Raw genomic sequence first — 16,338 nt, 5'->3', positions numbered from 1 at the left:
CGATGGACGAACCCCTAACGTTCCCCGCCGGCTATGGCGGAACCTCCAGGCTGCGGACGGGGGGCGCGCACGGCATCGGCGATGGAGCTCATCGGCTCTCCCACGCTCTGCGGCGCCGGTCGCTGCAGCGTGTCACCGAGGGCCTTGACCGCTGCCGGCACCTCCCGCAGCCATCCGTACACGGTGGCCCTGCCCCGTGCCCGCAGGCTCCGGTCGCCGACGCCGGTTGCGTCGATGCCGGCGGCCCCGCACAGGACGACCGCACGCGGCAGGTGGAACTCCTGGGTCACCACGATCGCCGAGCGCACCCCGTACACGTGGCGGGCCCGCAGGCACGAGTCCCAGGTGCGGAACCCGGCCGCGTCACAGACGATCTTGGAGTCCGGCACGCCTGCGGAGAGCAGGTACGCGCGCATCGCGGCCGGTTCGTCGTCCGCGCCGCTGACCAGCACGGCGTCCACCGTGCCGCGGTGGTAGAGGTCGGCGGCGATGTCCAGGCGCCGGGCGAGCAGCAGGGTCGGCCGCCCGTCCGAGCGGAGCCCGGCGCCGAGCACGAGCGCGACGGGGCGGGCCTGCGCCCGATCCACCGTGGTGCGCCTGCTGTCGGTGGCCGCCGCGAACCAGGCCAGCGGCGCGGCGACCAGCATCGGCGCCAGCAGCGCCGCGAGGACCCAGGGTTTCCGGCTCACCCTTCCCAGTCTGCCGGGATCTCCGTGTGGATCTCGTCGAGCCAGATCCGTGCCGACATGTCCGACGGCGCGCGCCAGTCACCCCGCGGGGAGAGCGACCCGCCGGCCGCCACCTTCGGCCCGTTCGGCAGCGCCGACCGCTTGAACTGGCTGAACCCGTAGAAGCGCTGCGCGAACACCTCCAGCCAGTGCTTGATCTCGCTCATCGAGTAGGACGGCCGCTCGTCCTCGGGGAAGCCGGCCGGCCAGTCCCCGCTCTGCGGGTCGTGCCACGCGTGCCAGGCGAGGAAGGCGATCTTCGAGGGCCGGAAGCCGTAGCGCAGGATGTGGAAGAGCGAGAAGTCCTGCAGGGAGTACGGCCCGACCTTCGCCTCGCTGCTCTGCACCTCCTCGTCCTCGCCGGTCGGCACCAGCTCGGGCGTGATCTCGGTGTCGAGGACGTCGGTGAGCACCGCGTTCACGTCGTCGTCGAACTGCTTCGACGACACGACCCAGCGGATGAGGTGCTGGATCAACGTCTTGGGCACCCCACCGTTGACGTTGTAGTGGGACATCTGGTCGCCCACGCCGTAGGTGGACCAGCCGAGTGCCAGCTCCGACAGGTCGCCGGTGCCCAGCACGATCCCGCCCCGCTGGTTGGCCGCCCGGAACAGGTAGTCGGTGCGCAGCCCGGCCTGGACGTTCTCGAACGTCACGTCGTACACCGGCTCGCCCTGCGAGAACGGGTGCTCCAGGTTCTTGAGCATCAGCCGGGCCGTCTCGGTGATGTCGAGCTCGGTGAAGGTGATCCCGAGCGCCTCGGCCAGCCGCGTGGCGTTGCCCTTCGTGCGGGTGCCCGTGGCGAACCCGGGCAGCGTGAACCCGAGGATGTCGCTGCGCGGGCGACCCTCCCGGTCCATCGCCTTCGCCGCGACGATCAGCGCGTGCGTCGAGTCCAGCCCGCCGGACACCCCGATGACGATCTTGGGCTCGCCGATCGCCCGCATCCGCTGCTCGAGGCCGGAGACCTGGATGCTGTACGCCTCGTAGCAGTCCTGCTCGAGCCGCGACTCGTCGGCCGGCACGAACGGGAACCGCTCGACCTCCCGGTGGAAGCCGATGTCCCCGCCCGGAGGGTCCAGCCGGAACTCCACCCGGCGGAACGCGTCGACGCGTGCGGCGTGGTGGCGGCGGTTGTCGTCGAACGTGCCCATCCGCGCACGCTCGGCCCGCAGCAGGTCGAGGTCGACGTCGGCCACCGACCGCCGCGGCCCCTTCGGGAACCGCTCGGTGTCGGCGAGCAGCAGCCCGTTCTCCCAGATCATCGTCTGGCCGTCCCAGGACAGGTCCGTGGTGGACTCGCCCTCGCCCGCCGCCGCGTACACGTACGCCGCCAGGCACCGCGACGACGCCGACCGCGCGTACAGGCACCGGTCCTCCGCGCGGCCAACCGTGATCGGGCTGCCGGAGATGTTGGCGAGCACGGTGGCCCCCGCGAGCGCGGCCTCCGCGCTGGGCGGGATCGGCACCCACATGTCCTCGCACACCTCGACGTGCAGCACGAACCCCGGCACGTCCTCGGCCGCGAACAACAGGTCCGGCCCGAACGGCACCTCCGCGTCGCCGATCCGCAGCGTGCCGCGCACGTCGTCGCCCGGCGCCATCTGCCGCCGCTCGTAGAACTCCCGGTACGTCGGCAGGTACGACTTCGGCGCCACCCCGAGCACCCGCCCGCGGTGGATGACGACCGCGGTGTTGTAGACGCGGTGCCGGTACCGCAGCGGGGCCCCGACGACGAGCACCGGGAGCAGGTCGGCCGAGCCCGCCACCACCTGCAGCACTGCATCCTCGACGGTGTCGAGCAGCGTGTCCTGGAGCAGGATGTCCTCGATCGAGTACCCCGACAGCGTCAGCTCCGGGAAGACCGCGAGCCCGACCCCGTCGTCATGGCACTCCCGGGCCAGCTGCAGCACGGCGTCCGCGTTGGCTGCAGGCTGGGCGATCGAGGTGCGGATGGTGCAGGCGGAGACGCGTAGGAACCCGTGGCGGTAGGGGGAGCGGAAGTCCACCCGTCGAGTCTGCCGGAGGCGGATCACCTGTGCAGCACGTCGCCATGCGTGCTGCACAGGTGATCACACGCCGTGCCCGGCCGAGACCCCTCAGCTCGGCCGGGCGGTGCCGGTCAGCTACCGGCCAGCGCGATGGCGGGCTGGGTGTCCGGCTGGTCGAACTGCGTGCGGTGCAGCTCGGCGTAGCGCCCGTCGCGCGCGAGGAGCTCGGTGTGGGTGCCGCGCTCGACGACCCGGCCGGCCTCCAGCACGAGGATCTGGTCGGCGGCGCGGATGGTGGACAGCCGGTGGGCGATCACGATCGCCGTGCGGCCCGCCAGTGCCTCGCCCAGCGCCTCCTGCACCGCCGCCTCCGAGGTGGAGTCGAGGTGGGCGGTGGCCTCGTCGAGCACCACGACCCGCGGCTTCGCCAGCAGCAGGCGGGCGATGGTGAGCCGCTGCCGCTCACCGCCGGAGAGGCGGTAGCCGCGTTCGCCGACGACCGTGTCGAGGCCGTCGGGCAGCGACGCCACGAGCTCGCCCAGCCGGGCGCGTTCCAGCGCGTCCCAGATCTCGGCGTCGGTGGCCCCGGGCGCGGCCAGGAGCAGGTTGGAGCGGATCGACTCGTGGAACAGGTGGCCGTCCTGGGTGACGAGGCCGAGCGCCCCGCGGATCGTGTCGAACGACAGGCGGCGCACGTCGACCCCGCCGATCTCCACCGAGCCCGAGTCGACGTCGTACAGCCGGGGGAGCAGCTGCGCGATCGTGGACTTGCCGGCGCCGGACGACCCGACGAGCGCGATCATCTGGCCCGGCTCGGCCCGGAACGAGACGTCGTGCAGCACCTGCTCGCCGCCGCGGGTGTCGAGCCGCGCGACCTCTTCGAGGGACGCCAGCGAGACCTTGTCGGCCGACGGGTAGGCGAAGTCGACCCCACCGAACTCCACGGACAGCGGCCCATCGGGCAGCGGCTCCGGGTTCTCCGGCTCGGCGACCAGCGGCGGAAGGTCGAGCACCTCGAACACCCGCTCGAAGCTCACCAGCGCGCTCATCACCTCGACCCGGGCGCTCGCCAGCGCCGTGAGCGGCGCGTACAGCCGCGTGAGCAGCAGCGCGAGCGCCACCACGTCGCCGGAGCTCACGCCGCCGGTGAGCGCCAGCCACCCGCCGACGCCGTAGACGAGCGCGAGGGCCAGCGCGGACACGAGGGTGAGCGCCGAGACGAACACCCACTGCACCATGGCGGTGCGCACGCCGATGTCGCGGACGCGGGCGGCGCGCGCGACGAACTCGCGGGTCTCCTCGGCGGGCCGGCCGAACAGCTTGATGAGCGTGGCGCCCGGCGCGGAGAAGCGCTCGGTCATCTGCGTGCCCATGGCGGCGTTGTGGTCGGCGGCCTCGCGCTCGAGGGAGGCGAGCCTGCGGCCCATCCGCCGCGCCGGCAGGACGAACATCGGCAGCAGCACGAGTGCGAGCAGCGTGACCTGCCACGACAGGCTGAGCATCACCGCGAGCGTGAGCGCGAGCTGCACGAGGTTGCCGACCACCCCGGACAGCGTGTCGCTGAACGCCCGCTGCGCGCCGATGACGTCGTTGTTGAGCCTGCTGACCAGCGCGCCGGTGCGGGTGCGGGTGAAGAACGCGACGGGCTGGCGCTGGACGTGGTCGAACACGGCGGCCCGCAGGTCGAGGATGAGCCCCTCACCCAGCGTGGCGGACAGGTAGCGCTGCACGATGCCGCCGCCCGCCTCCGCCACCGCGATGACGGCGATCAGGACGGCGAGCCCGACCACGACACCGACCGCTCCGCCGCTGTTGATCACGTCGAAGATCCGCCCCGCGAGGACGGGTGTGGCCACCGCGAGCGCCGCCCCGATCACGCTGACCAGCAAGAACGCCGCGAGGCGTTTGCGGTGGGGGCGCGCGAACGCCCCGATCCGGCGCAGCGTGGCCAGCGAGAACGGCCGTCTCTCCTCCTGTGCGTGGGCAGCCTGGTACATCGAGGTCCACGCCACCATCTCCATGCTCACGTGCTGCTCCTGTTCCTCGCTGTCCGGCCCGCCCCCAGTAGGACCGATCCGCCCGGTGGAACTCATCGGTCGGCCGGACGCGGTCATTGTGTCGGGGGGGTCGGACAGTTCTCGTCCGATTTCGACCCGGCTGCTCGAGAAGGACCGTAGGAGTTGAAGTCAGGTACAGGTCAAGGCTCCGGACGCTCGGCGACTACCGGTGCTCCGACCGCAGCGACCTCGGCCCGTCCGACATCGGGCCGGGCGAGTGACCGCTCTTGACCCACCCGGGTGACCGGATCACCCTCTGGTGACCGATGTCACATCGACGTGGTCGCGGAGGTCGCAATGACCGAGGTGCAGAGGACCTATCCGCTCGGCGTCAGCCGACCAGATCTCGCGGTGGCGGATCTGCCGACGCCGGAGGAAGTGTTCAAAGTCCGCAAGATCGGTGCGCGCGAGCTGGTGATGTACGCGATCGGGCCCAGCCTGATCGCGCTGGGCGTCTCGATCGGCAGCGGCGAGTGGCTGCTCGGGCCGCAGGCCGTCGGGCAGTACGGCTTCGTCGGGGTCGGCTGGGTGATCCTCATATCGGCCCTGCTCCAGACGTTCTACAACGTCGAGTGCGCCCGCTACATCATGGCGACCGGCGAGACGGACACCGTCGGATGGGGCCGGGTGCCGCCCGGGAAGCTGTTCTGGGTCCCCGTCGCGGCGTTCATCGTGATCTTCGCGTTCATCGCGGGCGGATGGGCGGCCTCCGCAGGCCAGGGCCTGTTCGCGCTGGTGAACGGCCGGGTCGCGGAAGCCGGCGAGATGCAGCAGACGCGCTGGTACGCGATCGGGCTGCTCGTCGTGGTCTTCCTGATCGCCGCCACGGCCCAGCGGATCAGCCGGGCGCTCGAGCTGTCGAACTGGGTGATGGTGGGCGCGATCCTGGTGGTCCTGATCATCGTGGACCTGGTGGTCGTGCCGTGGAGCGTGTGGTGGGAGGGCATCCGGGGGTTCGTCACGCCAGCGGCCCCACCCGCCGGCATCAGCGCCACGCAGCTCGGGGCGCTCGCCGGGTTCACCGCGATGGCGTCGGGGCTGAACTGGTACCTGATGAGCCACTACCGCGACAAGGGCTACGGCATGGGGCACCGTGCCGGGTTCATCGCAGGCCTGCGCGGCAGCCAGCGCGAGCTGCTCTCCGTCGGTGTCACGTTCCCCGACGACGAGCGCAACGCGGGCCTGTGGCGCCGCTGGTACCGGCTGCTGATGGTGGACATGTGGGGCGTGTTCTTCGTGGGCGCGATCCTCGGCATGCTGCTGCCGACGGTGCTCATGGCGCAGGCGGTTGCGCTGTCCGGACAGCAGCCCACCACGGCCAACGTCCCCACGTTCGTCGCCAGCGCGCTGCAGCCGGAGTACGGGCAGGGGATGTTCTACCTGATGCTGCTGATGGGCGTGCTGGTGCTGTTCTCCACCCAGCTGGGCATCTTCGAGGGCCTCGTCCGCGTGGTCACCGACGCCGCACCGGCGGTGAGCCCGCGCATGCGTGAGCTGATCGAGCGGGACCCGCGCCGCTTCTACTACCCGTTCATGATCACGCTGCTGATCGCGATCTCGATCATCATCCACCTCGCGCTGCCCGTGGCGCTCGTGCAGTTCTCGGCGAACATGTCGAACCTCGGCGCGCTGATCTTCCCGTTCATGCTGATGTACCTGAACAGCAGGCTGCCGCGCGCGGCCCGGCCGCGGCCGTGGCACTACGTGCTGCTGGTGCTCAACTTCCTGTTCTTCGGGTTCTTCTTCGTGAACTTCGTCGCCGACTTCTTCGGAGACCCGCTGGTGACCTTCTGATCCTCAGAATGTGTTTGAGAAGCCCGCATGTGGGCCGCAGGCTTCCTCAGTGGCCGCTGCCCGTCTGCGTGAGGGCGGCGGCCAGGCCGAGCGCCACGGCCATCAACGTCACCTCGTACCCGGCCCAGAGCAGCAGCGGCACGCGGCTGGCGGCCATCCGGCGCCGGGTGAGCCAGCCGAGGCACCCGATGATGCCCAGCGCCGCGGTCTTCGCCACCAGGAGCTGCCCCGTGCCGGTGGCGAGGTAGAGCTGCACGGCCGCCTCCCAGCGGACGTGCGCCAGCGCGGGCGGCAGCCGGACCGCGGCGGTGAGCACGCCGGTGACGGCCACGGCGGCGATGCACGCCGCGGCCAACCGGGAGAAGCGGGGCAGCACCGCGACGAGCAGGCCGCGCCGGGACGCGACCAGCACCAGGATCGCGCCGAGGCCGCCGACCCACGCGGCCGCGGCCGCGACGTGGACGCCGACGCCGACGACGGCGACCACCTGGTACGCGTGCACCGCACCGGAGTGGCCCGTGACCGCGGGCGTGATGATCGCGAACAGGGCGACGGCGAGCACCACCCGCGGGGGGACGAGCCCCGGCCTGCGCACCCGGACGACCGTGCAGCCCACGACGAGCGCGGTGGCGCAGGCGACGAGCAACATGCCCTGGCCCGCGCCGAGCCGCGTGGTCCAGGTGACCAGCTCGTCAGCCCCGACCGCCGTGACCGGGCGGGCGAACGCGGCGGCGGCACCGAGGACGATCGCGACCAGGACGGCCACCAGCCACCCGCCGGCGGCGACGAGCGCCGCACGTCCGGTTCGGGCGAGCACCGGCGCCGCCCGCCGGTCTCCGGGCGGGAGCAGCACCTCGAGCAGCGCGATGCCGACCACCGCGACCCCGGCCACGTCCACCAGCGCCCGGTTCACCGTGACCGCGAGCGCCGTGGTGGCGGGCAGCGACCCGTCGGCCGACGCGGCCAGCACCACCCCGGCGACGGTGGCGCCCAGCGCCATGACCGCCCACCACCCGACCGGGCCGAGGGCCACCCGGGGCAGGGTGGTCACGGCTTCGCGGTTCAGAACGGCGCGGGTCAACACTGCAGACCCTCGTTCAGGCACTCGACGACCGCGTCCATCAGCTCGTCGGGCATGCCGTTGACGAAGTCGCCGTGGTCGGTGGCCGGGTGGTGCTGCTGGTCGGGGAACCCGTCGAGCGCGAAGTTGCGCCCACCCGGCTGGTCGTAGGCGAGGATCATCCGCAGCTGCGGCACCGCGACCGTGTCCTGGGGGCACGCCCCGGTGTCCTCGTCGGCGAACGCGATGTGCGAGCGGTGGTCCTCCGAGTCGAGGTTCTCGCCGTCCCAGCAGGACGGGAAGTCGAGGACGCGCAGCAGCCTGCTCCCGTCCGGGCAGAGCGGGTACTGCGTGGTGGCCCGGTCCTCGAAGCCGCGGCACGTCCACTGGGCGCGCACGTTGTCCGGCCCGTTGGTCACGGCCTTGGCGTCGCCGGTGATGACGCGCAACAGCTGGGGCATCGGTGAGACGGGCCCGGTCGGGTTGCCGAGGAACTGCATGACGACCTGCGCGGGTTCGAGGATCTCCCCGACGTTGCCGTCCAGGCCGCCGCCGTCCTGGTTCTCGTCCGGGCCGACCTGCGAGGTGTCGCGCAGCACCGGCCAGAAGAACGTGGAGCGGTTGTCCAGGTCGCAGGACGTCCTCGACGCGAGGAGGTCGCCCGCGTCCGTGGACGAGTCGGTGGCGGTGCTGCCGAGGTAGTCGTGCATGTGCTGGGCACCGTTCGGCTTGCCGGGCGCGGCGATCCAGTTGTCGGAGTTGCGCAGCGACGGGTCCGGCTGACCGCACTCGGCCACGAAGGTGCCGGTGGAGGCGTTCGCGTCGGGGGTGGGGTCGGCGACGAGCTGCCTGACCTCACCGATGTCGGCGAAGTCGGCGATCGACGGCAGCGCGGCGTTCTCCCGGCCGGGGAACTCGTCCTCGCCTGCGTTCTCCTTCTGGTCCTCCTTCTTCTCGTCCTCCTTCTTCTCGTCCTGCTGGTCGGCGTTCTTCTCCTCGTCGCCGCCATCCCGCTCGCCCTGCCCGTCGGCGAGCGCCTGGCTCAGCGCCTCGCGCGCGTCGCCGCCCTCGCCGGCGTCGGCTTTCTCGGCGTTCTCGGCCTCGTCGTCGTTCTTGTCGCCCTCGTCGTCGGACGGCTCGTCCTTCGTGGCGGCGACCAGGGCGAGGACCCGTTCGGGGGCGGGGTCGAGGGTGGCGAACCCGGCCGCGACGGCCGCCGAGGTGGACGGCTGCGCGGGCGCGGACACGGCGCCCTCGAGCACCGGGGGCAGCGCAAGCACACCGACCACGAGCAGGCCGAACACGGCAGGCCCTCCCGGCCGGTGCTGGGCTGCGGGCCGGCGCCGGGGTGGGCGGATGCGCGGCGGTGCCGGCGGCCGTGGCGGCGGCGCGGGGAACGGTCGTGCGGGCGGGGGTCCCGCGGGTGCGGCGCCGGCCGGGCGGGAGCGGTCGCGCAGCAGCATGTCGAGCAGGGCCCCGCCGCCGAGGACGGCGACGAACGCGAGCACCGCGGCGAGCCACGACGACAGCGAGACCTCGCGGACCGCGGCCAGCGCGCTGCCGAACCCCCCACCGTCCGCGTTCGCCGGGCTCCCGCTCGCCGTGAGCACCGGCGTGGTGCCGCCGGTCCCGGCCGCAGCGGATGCGGCCGGGGCCGGGACCGCCGCGGGAGCGGGCGGTTCGGGAAGCGCCTCGAAGTCGACGAGGCCGGTGCTCTCGAGGTACTCGTGGTGGCGGGTGACGAACTGGGCGGACGTGGTCGCGAACTCGCGGACCAGCTGGTTGCGGGTGCCCGAGCGCACGTTGGCGATGGCCGGCAGCACCTTGCCGTGCGCCTGGCGCAGCAGGTTCACCGCTGTGCGGTCGTAGTCGGCACCGTTCTGCGCGGAGATCTCCTGCATCCACCCCTGCTGCTGGGCCGACGGCTGGCTGGGGAGCGTGACCCCGAGCTGGCCCGCGGTCTGGCGGACGATCGCGTCGAGCTCGGTGTGCTCCACCGAGATGCGCCTGCCCACCTCCTGCACCACCGCGTTCACGGCCCGCTGCTGCATCTGCTGCCCGGTGGGGGTCTCCCAGAGCCCGGCCTGGCGCACCTTCACCAGCAGGTCGACGTCGGACGCCGTGAGCGGCCCGAACTCGGTGCGGGTGGTGGTGCTGGACTGCTGGTCGACCGCGACGTCGTTGTCGCCGGTGCCCCCCGAGTTGAACACCGCGACCATCACGATGACGGCCAGCACGAGTGCGCCGGCCCAGCGCGCGGCCCTCGAGACAGGTGATCGCACGGCCCCGTCCTTCGCGTCTAGAACTGCTCGGACTGTTCAGAACTGTTCGATGTGGATGCGGTGCTCCGGCACGCCGAGCTCCAGCAGGCTGCGGGTGACGGCGGTGACGAACCCGGGTGGCCCGCACACGAAGTAGTCGAGGGCTGCGCGCTGACCGGCGTGGGGCAGGACCGCGCGCAGCAGCGGCGTGCCCAGGTCGCCGGCGGCGCCCGTCCAGCCCGGTGGGGGTTGGCGCACGACCTCGACGACGGTGAGGTCGAGCCGCTGCGCCAGCCGGCCGAGCTCCTGCCGGAACAGCAGCTCGCGCGGCGTGCCCGCGGCCCGGACCAGGAGCAGGGGGCGCGGGTCGTGCCGGTCGGCGAGCGTGCGCACCATGCTCAGCATCGGGGTGATCCCGACGCCTGCCGCGATCATGGCGACGCCGGACGCGGGCTGGGGGAGGAGGTCGAGGCTGCACGACCCGTACGGCCCGTCGACCCACACCGGCGAGCCCGGCGGCAGGTTCCGCAGCACCGTGCCGAAGTCGCCGGTGGAGCGCACCGTGAACGCGCACCCGCCGCCCGCGGCCGAGGAGGCGATGGTGAACGGGTGCTCCTCGCCGCCGGACCGGGCGAGCCGCAGCCACGCGAACTGGCCGGGGGCGAACCGGAGCGGGGTGCCGCGCGGATCCAGGACCAGGGTGCAGACGCTGTCGGAGTCGAGCCGGACCTCCCGCACGACGTGCTCGCTGGAGCGCCGTGCCGCCAGCAGGCGGTGTGCGAGCCCGGCGGTGAGCACCAGGGCCAGCGCCACCAGCACCCAGCGCATCACCGGGTGTGCCACGAGCTCCCCGACCAGCTGCACGTGCAGCGCCGACAGCCCGACCGCCGCCATTCCCAGCACCAGGTGCGCCCAGCGCCACAGCTCGTAGTCCTGGCGGACCCGCCCCCTGAGCACGCCGAGCGCGATGACGCCCGCGAGCGCGAGAGTGGCCAGGGTGGCGGCCCGTGCGCGCGGCGGCGCGTAGATCCAGGTGAGCAGGACCACGTTGTCGGGGTCGGCGGCGATGACGACGCCGATGTGCAGCACCACGCTCCCAGCTGCGAGCACACCGATGCTCCGGTGGGCCGACAGCAGCGCCGTGATCCCGGCCGCCCGCGACAGCGCCCGCAGCCGGCAGACCAGCAGGAACGTGCAGACCATCGCCGAGAGCGCCGCGAGACCGGTGAGGTCGGTCAGCATCGGCCACAGCGGTGCGGGACCGCCCGCGAGTACGCGGACCGCGATCGGTGCCAGCAACACGACGGCGAGGCCGAGGAGCCAGCGTTGCACCAGCCGCGCCGAGTCCCGTGCGGCCGCGACCGATCCCGGCCCGGCCTGCGTCTGGAGGGAGCTGGTCACCGCACCTCACCCCGCCCGTCAGTAGCCATTGGACGAGCCACCCGTGCCGTCCCGGCCCGGCGCCGTCGAATGGTGCTGCCCGGAGCCGCCGTGCTCGCCGCCGGAGCCGCCGCGTTGGGACCCGGTGGTCGGCTCGGACGAGCGCGACCGGCCCTGCCCGCCGCCGTCGGCCTCGACGATCAGCGTGCCGGTCATCTCGGGGTGCAGCGTGCAGGTGAACTCGTAGCGCCCCGGCGCGGTCGGCGCGGTGAAGGTGGCCTTCTCGTCCTGGTTCAGGTTGGACGTCTTGAAGCTCCCGTCGGCGGCCGTGACGTTGTGCGGCGCCGCATCGGTGTTCACCACCTCGACCGTGGCGCCCGGCGCGACGGTCAGCGGCTGCCCGAACGCGAAGCCCTTGATCGTGATCGTGACGGCGGCGGACTGCCCGGACGATGCGGGCTCGGACTGCTCGCAGCCGCCGTTGCCCTCGCCGTTGTTCTTGTCGTCCTTGTTGTCGTTGCCGTTGTTGTTCTCACCGTTGTTCTTGTCGCCGTTGTCCTTGTCGTTGCCGCAGCTGGAGTTGTCGGCCCCGTCGACGAGCTCCTCGGGCGCGATGCCGAGTGAGTCGAGCAGGCCCCGCAAGGCGCCGATGACCTCCTCCCGGTCGCCGTCGACCGCGCCGCCACCACCTCCGCCGCGATCGTCGCCGTCGTCGTTCTCGGGAGGTCCGCCGTCGGATGCCAGCACCGCCCCGGACGACGAGACCGGCGCCGGCGTGGCATCCGGTGCCGCCGGCGCGTGCTCGCCGGTGACCATGACGAGGAACACCACGGCGGCGGCGAGCGCAGCCGCAGCGATCCACCTCCGGCTCTTCATCGGATCCATCGGTATCGCCGTCCTCGTACGTCGGTTTGTTCCTGCGTCGTCGGGATTGGGGTCGTCGGGATCGGGGTCGTCCGGATGGGGCTCACCCGGGGTCGGGCATCGGCATCGCGAACGGGGGCGCCGGTGCCGTCGGGGACGGGGCCCCGAACCCGTCGGCGACGTGCGCCGCGAGGAGGTACCAGGCGTCGCGGGTGGGACCCCGCCACAGGGCCGGGTCGATCCGGCCGCCGGTGGAGAGGTGCGGGTCGGGCGGGACGTCGACGACCGCGCGGCAGCGGGTCGCGAAGTGGGACCGGATGAGGGCGCGGTCGACGTCCGGGCTGTGCCGGTCGCCGCAGAGCACGACGACGGACTGCTCGGCCGCCACGCGGTAGCCCTCGTCGGCCAGGAAGGACAGGGTGCGGCTGGCCCGGTTGGCGCCGTCGACCGTGGGGGAGCCGACCACGACCAGGCTGTCGGCGGTGGCGAGCGTCGCCTCCATCGCCGAGTGCACCATGCCGGTGCCCGAGTCGGTGATGATCACGTTGTAGAAGCGTTCGAGCAGCGAGGTGACGTCGAGGTACTCCTCCGCGCTGAACGCCTCGCCCATCGCGGGCTCCTGCTCGCTGCCCAGCACGTGCAACCGGCCCGCGCTGCGGGTGTACCGGGTGAGCTCGGCGACCGAGCTCAGGTTGGGCATGTCCTCGTAGAGGTCGCGGACGGTGGGACCGCCGGGCCCGGTGAGGCGTTCGGACAGCGTGCCCGCGTCGGGGTTGGCGTCGAGCGCAACGACCCGGTCGCCCCGCAGCTCGGCGAGCACGAGCCCCAGGCAGGCGGCGACCGTGGTCTTCCCGACGCCACCCTTGACCGAGACGACGGCGACCCGGTGCGGTGCCGGCAACGGGCGGCGGATGCGGTGGACCAGCTCCAGCCGCGCGGCCTCGTGCGCGCTCTGCCCCGGGTTGATGCGCCCCCCGGACGCGGCGTACAGCGCGAGCCGCCACCCCTCGGTGGGCGTGGCCCGGTGGTGCCGCACCAGCGACTCGTCGGTGAGCACGGCGTCGCTCGCGACGTCGATCTGGGCAGCGGGGAGGAACCCCGTCGACGCCTGGTAGGGCTGCACGGGAGCGAGCCGGCTCCAGTCGGGGACGACCGGACCCGGGGGGATCACCGGGATCGGCTCCGTCGGCGGGTCGTCGCTGTCGTAGCCGTTCCGGCCGTAGGCGGGGGAGACGGGGCGCCACGGCGTGTCCGCCCACGTCGCCCGGCGGCCCGGGCCGGGAGGTGCCTCGCCGAGCGGTGGCTCGGGCGGGCGGCCGGGGTGGTGGCGGTGGGACTGCACGGTCACGGCGGAACCACCCCGTCGCGCACGTCGGTGGGCAGGGGCGGCACCACGATGACCGCGCCGATGTCCACCCGCCACTGGTCGGTGATCTCCCGGACCGGGACGAGGAGCTCGTACCAGTAGGAGTCGAGCCCCACCCATTCCGGATCGCTCGGTGACGGCGCCGCGGCCGGGTACGGGAGCACGTCGGTGCTGCGCCGGACGCAGGTGGGCGTCATCGTCAACCTGCGGAAGGGCGTGACCCGGACCCGGACGTGCACCAGCAGCCGGTCCTCCGCGAGCGCGATCACGGCGCCCGGGAGGGCGAGCTCACCCCGCTGCCGCCCGCTTCCCGACCAGCCCGTGGCCGCGAGCCGCTCCTCCCGCACCGGCTGTGCGACGTACGGCGCGAGTGCGCGACCCCGCCGCCCCGGGTCGCTCTCGTCCCAGGACAGGAAGTCGACGCCGAACGCCGCGGCCAGCGCCCCGGCGTCGGCCCGGCGGGCCGGGAGGGCGGCCGGCGCAGCGGAGGCGGCGTGCGGGTGGCCGAGCGCGGCGAGGTCGGCACGTGTGCGGTCGGCGGCGGGGCCGGGACCGGCCTGCGGTGCCGGCCGCAGGTGCGGCGACCCCGGGTGTTCCGAGGTCCGAGGGCGGGCCCGCCGGGCCGTCGGAGGGCGGCGCCACGGCCGGGGCGCACCGCTGTCGCTGGTCATTCGGCGGTCCGCTCGCCGCGCTCGAGCGCAGCCGCGATGCCCGAGTCCTCGCGCTCCACCGGGGAGCTCGACCGGTCGGAACCCGTCCGTTCGCGCTCCGAGCTCCTGGAGAGGACGTCCTCCAGGTCGCTGGAGCGGTTGGCGCCGGTGTCCTGGTCGGCGCCCCGCCCGTCGCAGGCCAGGTCGTCGTCGCCCTGGCTCCGGCCGAGCCGGCCGTCGCGCTCGCCGAGCCGGTCGTCGAGGCGGGTCCGGTCGAGCGCGCTGTCGTCGAGCCTGCTGTCGTCGAGCCTGCTGTCGTCGAGCCTGCTGTCGTCGAGCCTGCTGTCGAGCCCGCTGTCGTCGGAGCGCGATGCGGCGGTCTCCTGGCTCGATCCGGCGCTCGCCTCGAAGCCGGCGGCGGCGAGTGCGGCGGCGAGCCGCCGGGACGTGGCGTCATCGCTCTCGGCGACGACGTCCGCGAGCTCCTGGGCGAGCTCCTCGGCGAGCGCCGACGAGGCGGAGGTCCTGTCCCTGGCCTCGAGGCCGGCGTTGCTGCCGGCCCGTTGCTCGGCCGACACCCCGGCGTCGGACCGGGCGCTCCCGGAACGCTCCTCGTCGGGGGCGGCGATACAGCGGGCGACGGGCGCCGTGGCGTCCGGGAGCGCGCCGAGCGCTGCAGGGCCTGCGGCGGCGCCCGCCGCCGTCAGCAGTGCGATGACGATGCTGCCTGCGTCCATTCCGGTGGCCTCACAACTGGAAGTGGCTTCTCGGTCCAGTGCGGAACCGTGGCAGCCGGAAGGGGCGCCCGCGGCCGAACGCGGGAAAACGTGTGCAGGTGTGAACGGTGGGTTCCGTTGCCGGCGACATCAGGTGGTTGATCATGGATCCGGAGGACACCCAGGGACGGTGTCTGGAAGCCTGGGCGCGGGAATCCCGGGAGCCGGGGGAGCGGAGGAGAGTGCCGTGACGACGAGCGACGCCCCCGAGCGGGGCCGTGGCACCGCGATCGGCGAGGGCATCACGTGGACCGCCCGGTGGAGCTTGCGACTGGTGCTCGTCGCACTGGGCGCGGTGCTGATCTGGCTGCTGATCGGCGCTCTGTGGTCGGTCGTGATGCCGACGCTGCTGGCGGTCATCCTCGCGACGGCGCTCTGGCCGCCCACGGCGTGGCTGCGCAACCGCGGCTTCCCCCATGCGCTGGCCGCGGCAACGGTGGTGCTCGCGGGCATCGTGGTGCTCGCCGGGCTGGTCACGCTCATCACCACGTCCGTGGTCGGCAGCGTCCCGGAGATCACCACGAGCGCCACGACCGGCATCCAGGCGATCCAGCAGTGGCTGTCCGGCCCACCGCTCAACCTGGCGCAGAGCCAGCTCGACGCCGCGCTGCAGACCGCCACCGCCCAGCTGCAGCAGAGCGTCTCGGCGATCACGGCCAGCGTGCTCACCGGGGTGGGCAGCGTGGCGTCGGGCGTGGTCACCGCCCTGCTCACGCTCGTGCTGGCGTTCCTGTTCGTGAAGGACGGGCCGCGGTTCCTGCCGTGGCTGAAGTCGTTCGCGGGCGACGGGGCGGGCGGGCACATGGCCGAGGTCCTGCGCCGGATCTGGAACACGCTCGGCGACTTCATCCGCGTGCAGGCGCTCGTCGCGCTCGTCGACGGCGTGCTCATCGGGTTCGGGCTGGTCGTGCTCGGGGTGCCGCTGGCGCTCCCGCTCGCCGTGCTCACGTTCCTCGGCGGGTTCGTGCCGATCGTCGGCGCGCTGGTCGCCGGCACGCTGTCGGTGCTCGTCGCGCTGGTCAGCAACGGGTTCACCACCGCGCTGATCGTGCTGGCGCTCATCATCTTGGTGCAGCAGCTCGAGGGCAACGTGCTGCAGCCGATCCTGCAGGGCCGCAGCCTGCGGTTGCACGCCGCCGTCGTCCTGCTCGCCGTCACCGCGGGCAGCACGCTCTACGGCATAGCGGGCGCGTTCCTCTCGGTGCCGGTGGTGGCCGCGGCGTCCGTCGTGGTCCGCTACCTGGGGGAGCGGATCGACTCCCGCGCGGCCGGCGGCCCGCCACCGCGCATCGACCCGCCCCTGGAGACCGTGCAGGTGGTCCCGGGTGCCCCCGGCGCCCCGACCCCGGACGCCACCGTGCCGGACCCGGACGTGCCCGACCCGGACGTCCCCGAGGTCCGCCGGTGAGGG

Annotated in this window: 12 protein-coding genes; 2 read left to right on the top strand and 10 right to left on the bottom strand. The window is 73.2% G+C overall.

The features are described from left to right. Positions 1-14: 14 nt before the first annotated feature. The 3 genes from FB388_RS26900 to FB388_RS26890 form a co-directional block, all read right to left on the bottom strand. Positions 15-689 carry a SanA/YdcF family protein gene (locus tag FB388_RS26900; protein WP_246122443.1) on the bottom strand — a complete coding sequence of 225 codons (675 nt, stop codon included), beginning with the start codon at positions 687-689 and terminating at the stop codon, positions 15-17. After that, on the bottom strand, positions 686-2,737 hold the full coding sequence (locus tag FB388_RS26895) for an NAD(+) synthase (protein ID WP_142104925.1): 2,052 nt from the start codon (positions 2,735-2,737) through the stop codon (positions 686-688). Before FB388_RS26895 ends, FB388_RS26900 begins: the two co-directional genes overlap by 4 nt. 113 nt (positions 2,738-2,850) lie before the next feature. Then, positions 2,851-4,716 (bottom strand): ABC transporter ATP-binding protein, encoded by a 1,866-nt coding sequence (locus FB388_RS26890; RefSeq protein WP_246122600.1) that lies wholly within the window; start codon positions 4,714-4,716, stop codon positions 2,851-2,853. Positions 4,717-5,073: 357 nt separating this feature from the next. On the opposite strand from FB388_RS26890, the gene FB388_RS26885 reads away from it, so the two are divergent. After that, on the top strand, positions 5,074-6,570 hold the full coding sequence (locus tag FB388_RS26885) for an Nramp family divalent metal transporter (protein ID WP_142104923.1): 1,497 nt from the start codon (positions 5,074-5,076) through the stop codon (positions 6,568-6,570). A gap of 46 nt (positions 6,571-6,616) precedes the next feature. Here FB388_RS26885 and FB388_RS26880 read toward each other — a convergent pair whose 3' ends face one another. The 7 genes from FB388_RS26880 to FB388_RS26855 all read right to left on the bottom strand — a co-directional run bounded on the left by FB388_RS26880 (position 6,617) and on the right by FB388_RS26855 (position 14,888). Beyond that, positions 6,617-7,621: a CopD family protein gene (locus FB388_RS26880; RefSeq protein WP_142104922.1), complete on the bottom strand. Its 1,005-nt coding sequence runs from the start codon at positions 7,619-7,621 to the stop codon at positions 6,617-6,619. A 26-nt stretch (positions 7,622-7,647) separates the two neighbouring features. Continuing rightward, positions 7,648-9,912 carry a DUF1996 domain-containing protein gene (locus FB388_RS26875; RefSeq protein WP_142104921.1) on the bottom strand — a complete coding sequence of 755 codons (2,265 nt, stop codon included), beginning with the start codon at positions 9,910-9,912 and terminating at the stop codon, positions 7,648-7,650. A 36-nt stretch (positions 9,913-9,948) separates the two neighbouring features. Then, positions 9,949-11,292 carry a ferredoxin reductase family protein gene (locus FB388_RS26870; protein WP_142104920.1) on the bottom strand — a complete coding sequence of 448 codons (1,344 nt, stop codon included), beginning with the start codon at positions 11,290-11,292 and terminating at the stop codon, positions 9,949-9,951. Positions 11,293-11,310: 18 nt separating this feature from the next. Next, a complete protein-coding gene (locus FB388_RS26865) occupies positions 11,311-12,147 on the bottom strand; it encodes a cupredoxin domain-containing protein (protein WP_142104919.1) in 837 nt (278 codons plus the stop codon). Positions 12,148-12,238: 91 nt separating this feature from the next. Next, entirely contained in the window at positions 12,239-13,483 is a 1,245-nt protein-coding gene (locus tag FB388_RS26860) for a MinD/ParA family ATP-binding protein (RefSeq protein WP_246122441.1), read from the bottom strand. Continuing rightward, a complete protein-coding gene (locus FB388_RS40570) occupies positions 13,480-14,172 on the bottom strand; it encodes a hypothetical protein (protein WP_246122439.1) in 693 nt (230 codons plus the stop codon). Before FB388_RS40570 ends, FB388_RS26860 begins: the two co-directional genes overlap by 4 nt. Next, on the bottom strand, positions 14,169-14,888 hold the full coding sequence (locus tag FB388_RS26855) for a hypothetical protein (RefSeq protein WP_142104917.1): 720 nt from the start codon (positions 14,886-14,888) through the stop codon (positions 14,169-14,171). Before FB388_RS26855 ends, FB388_RS40570 begins: the two co-directional genes overlap by 4 nt. Positions 14,889-15,114: 226 nt before the next feature. Between FB388_RS26855 and FB388_RS26850 the strand changes: the two genes are divergently transcribed. Next, complete coding sequence (locus tag FB388_RS26850; RefSeq protein WP_246122437.1) at positions 15,115-16,335, top strand: AI-2E family transporter; 1,221 nt, start codon at positions 15,115-15,117, stop codon at positions 16,333-16,335. Positions 16,336-16,338 lie beyond the last annotated feature (3 nt).

The sequence above is a fragment of the Pseudonocardia cypriaca genome, from assembly GCF_006717045.1.
GTDB classification, from domain to species: Bacteria; Actinomycetota; Actinomycetes; order Mycobacteriales; family Pseudonocardiaceae; genus Pseudonocardia; species Pseudonocardia cypriaca.
This window is presented reverse-complemented; position numbering and strand designations above follow the sequence as displayed.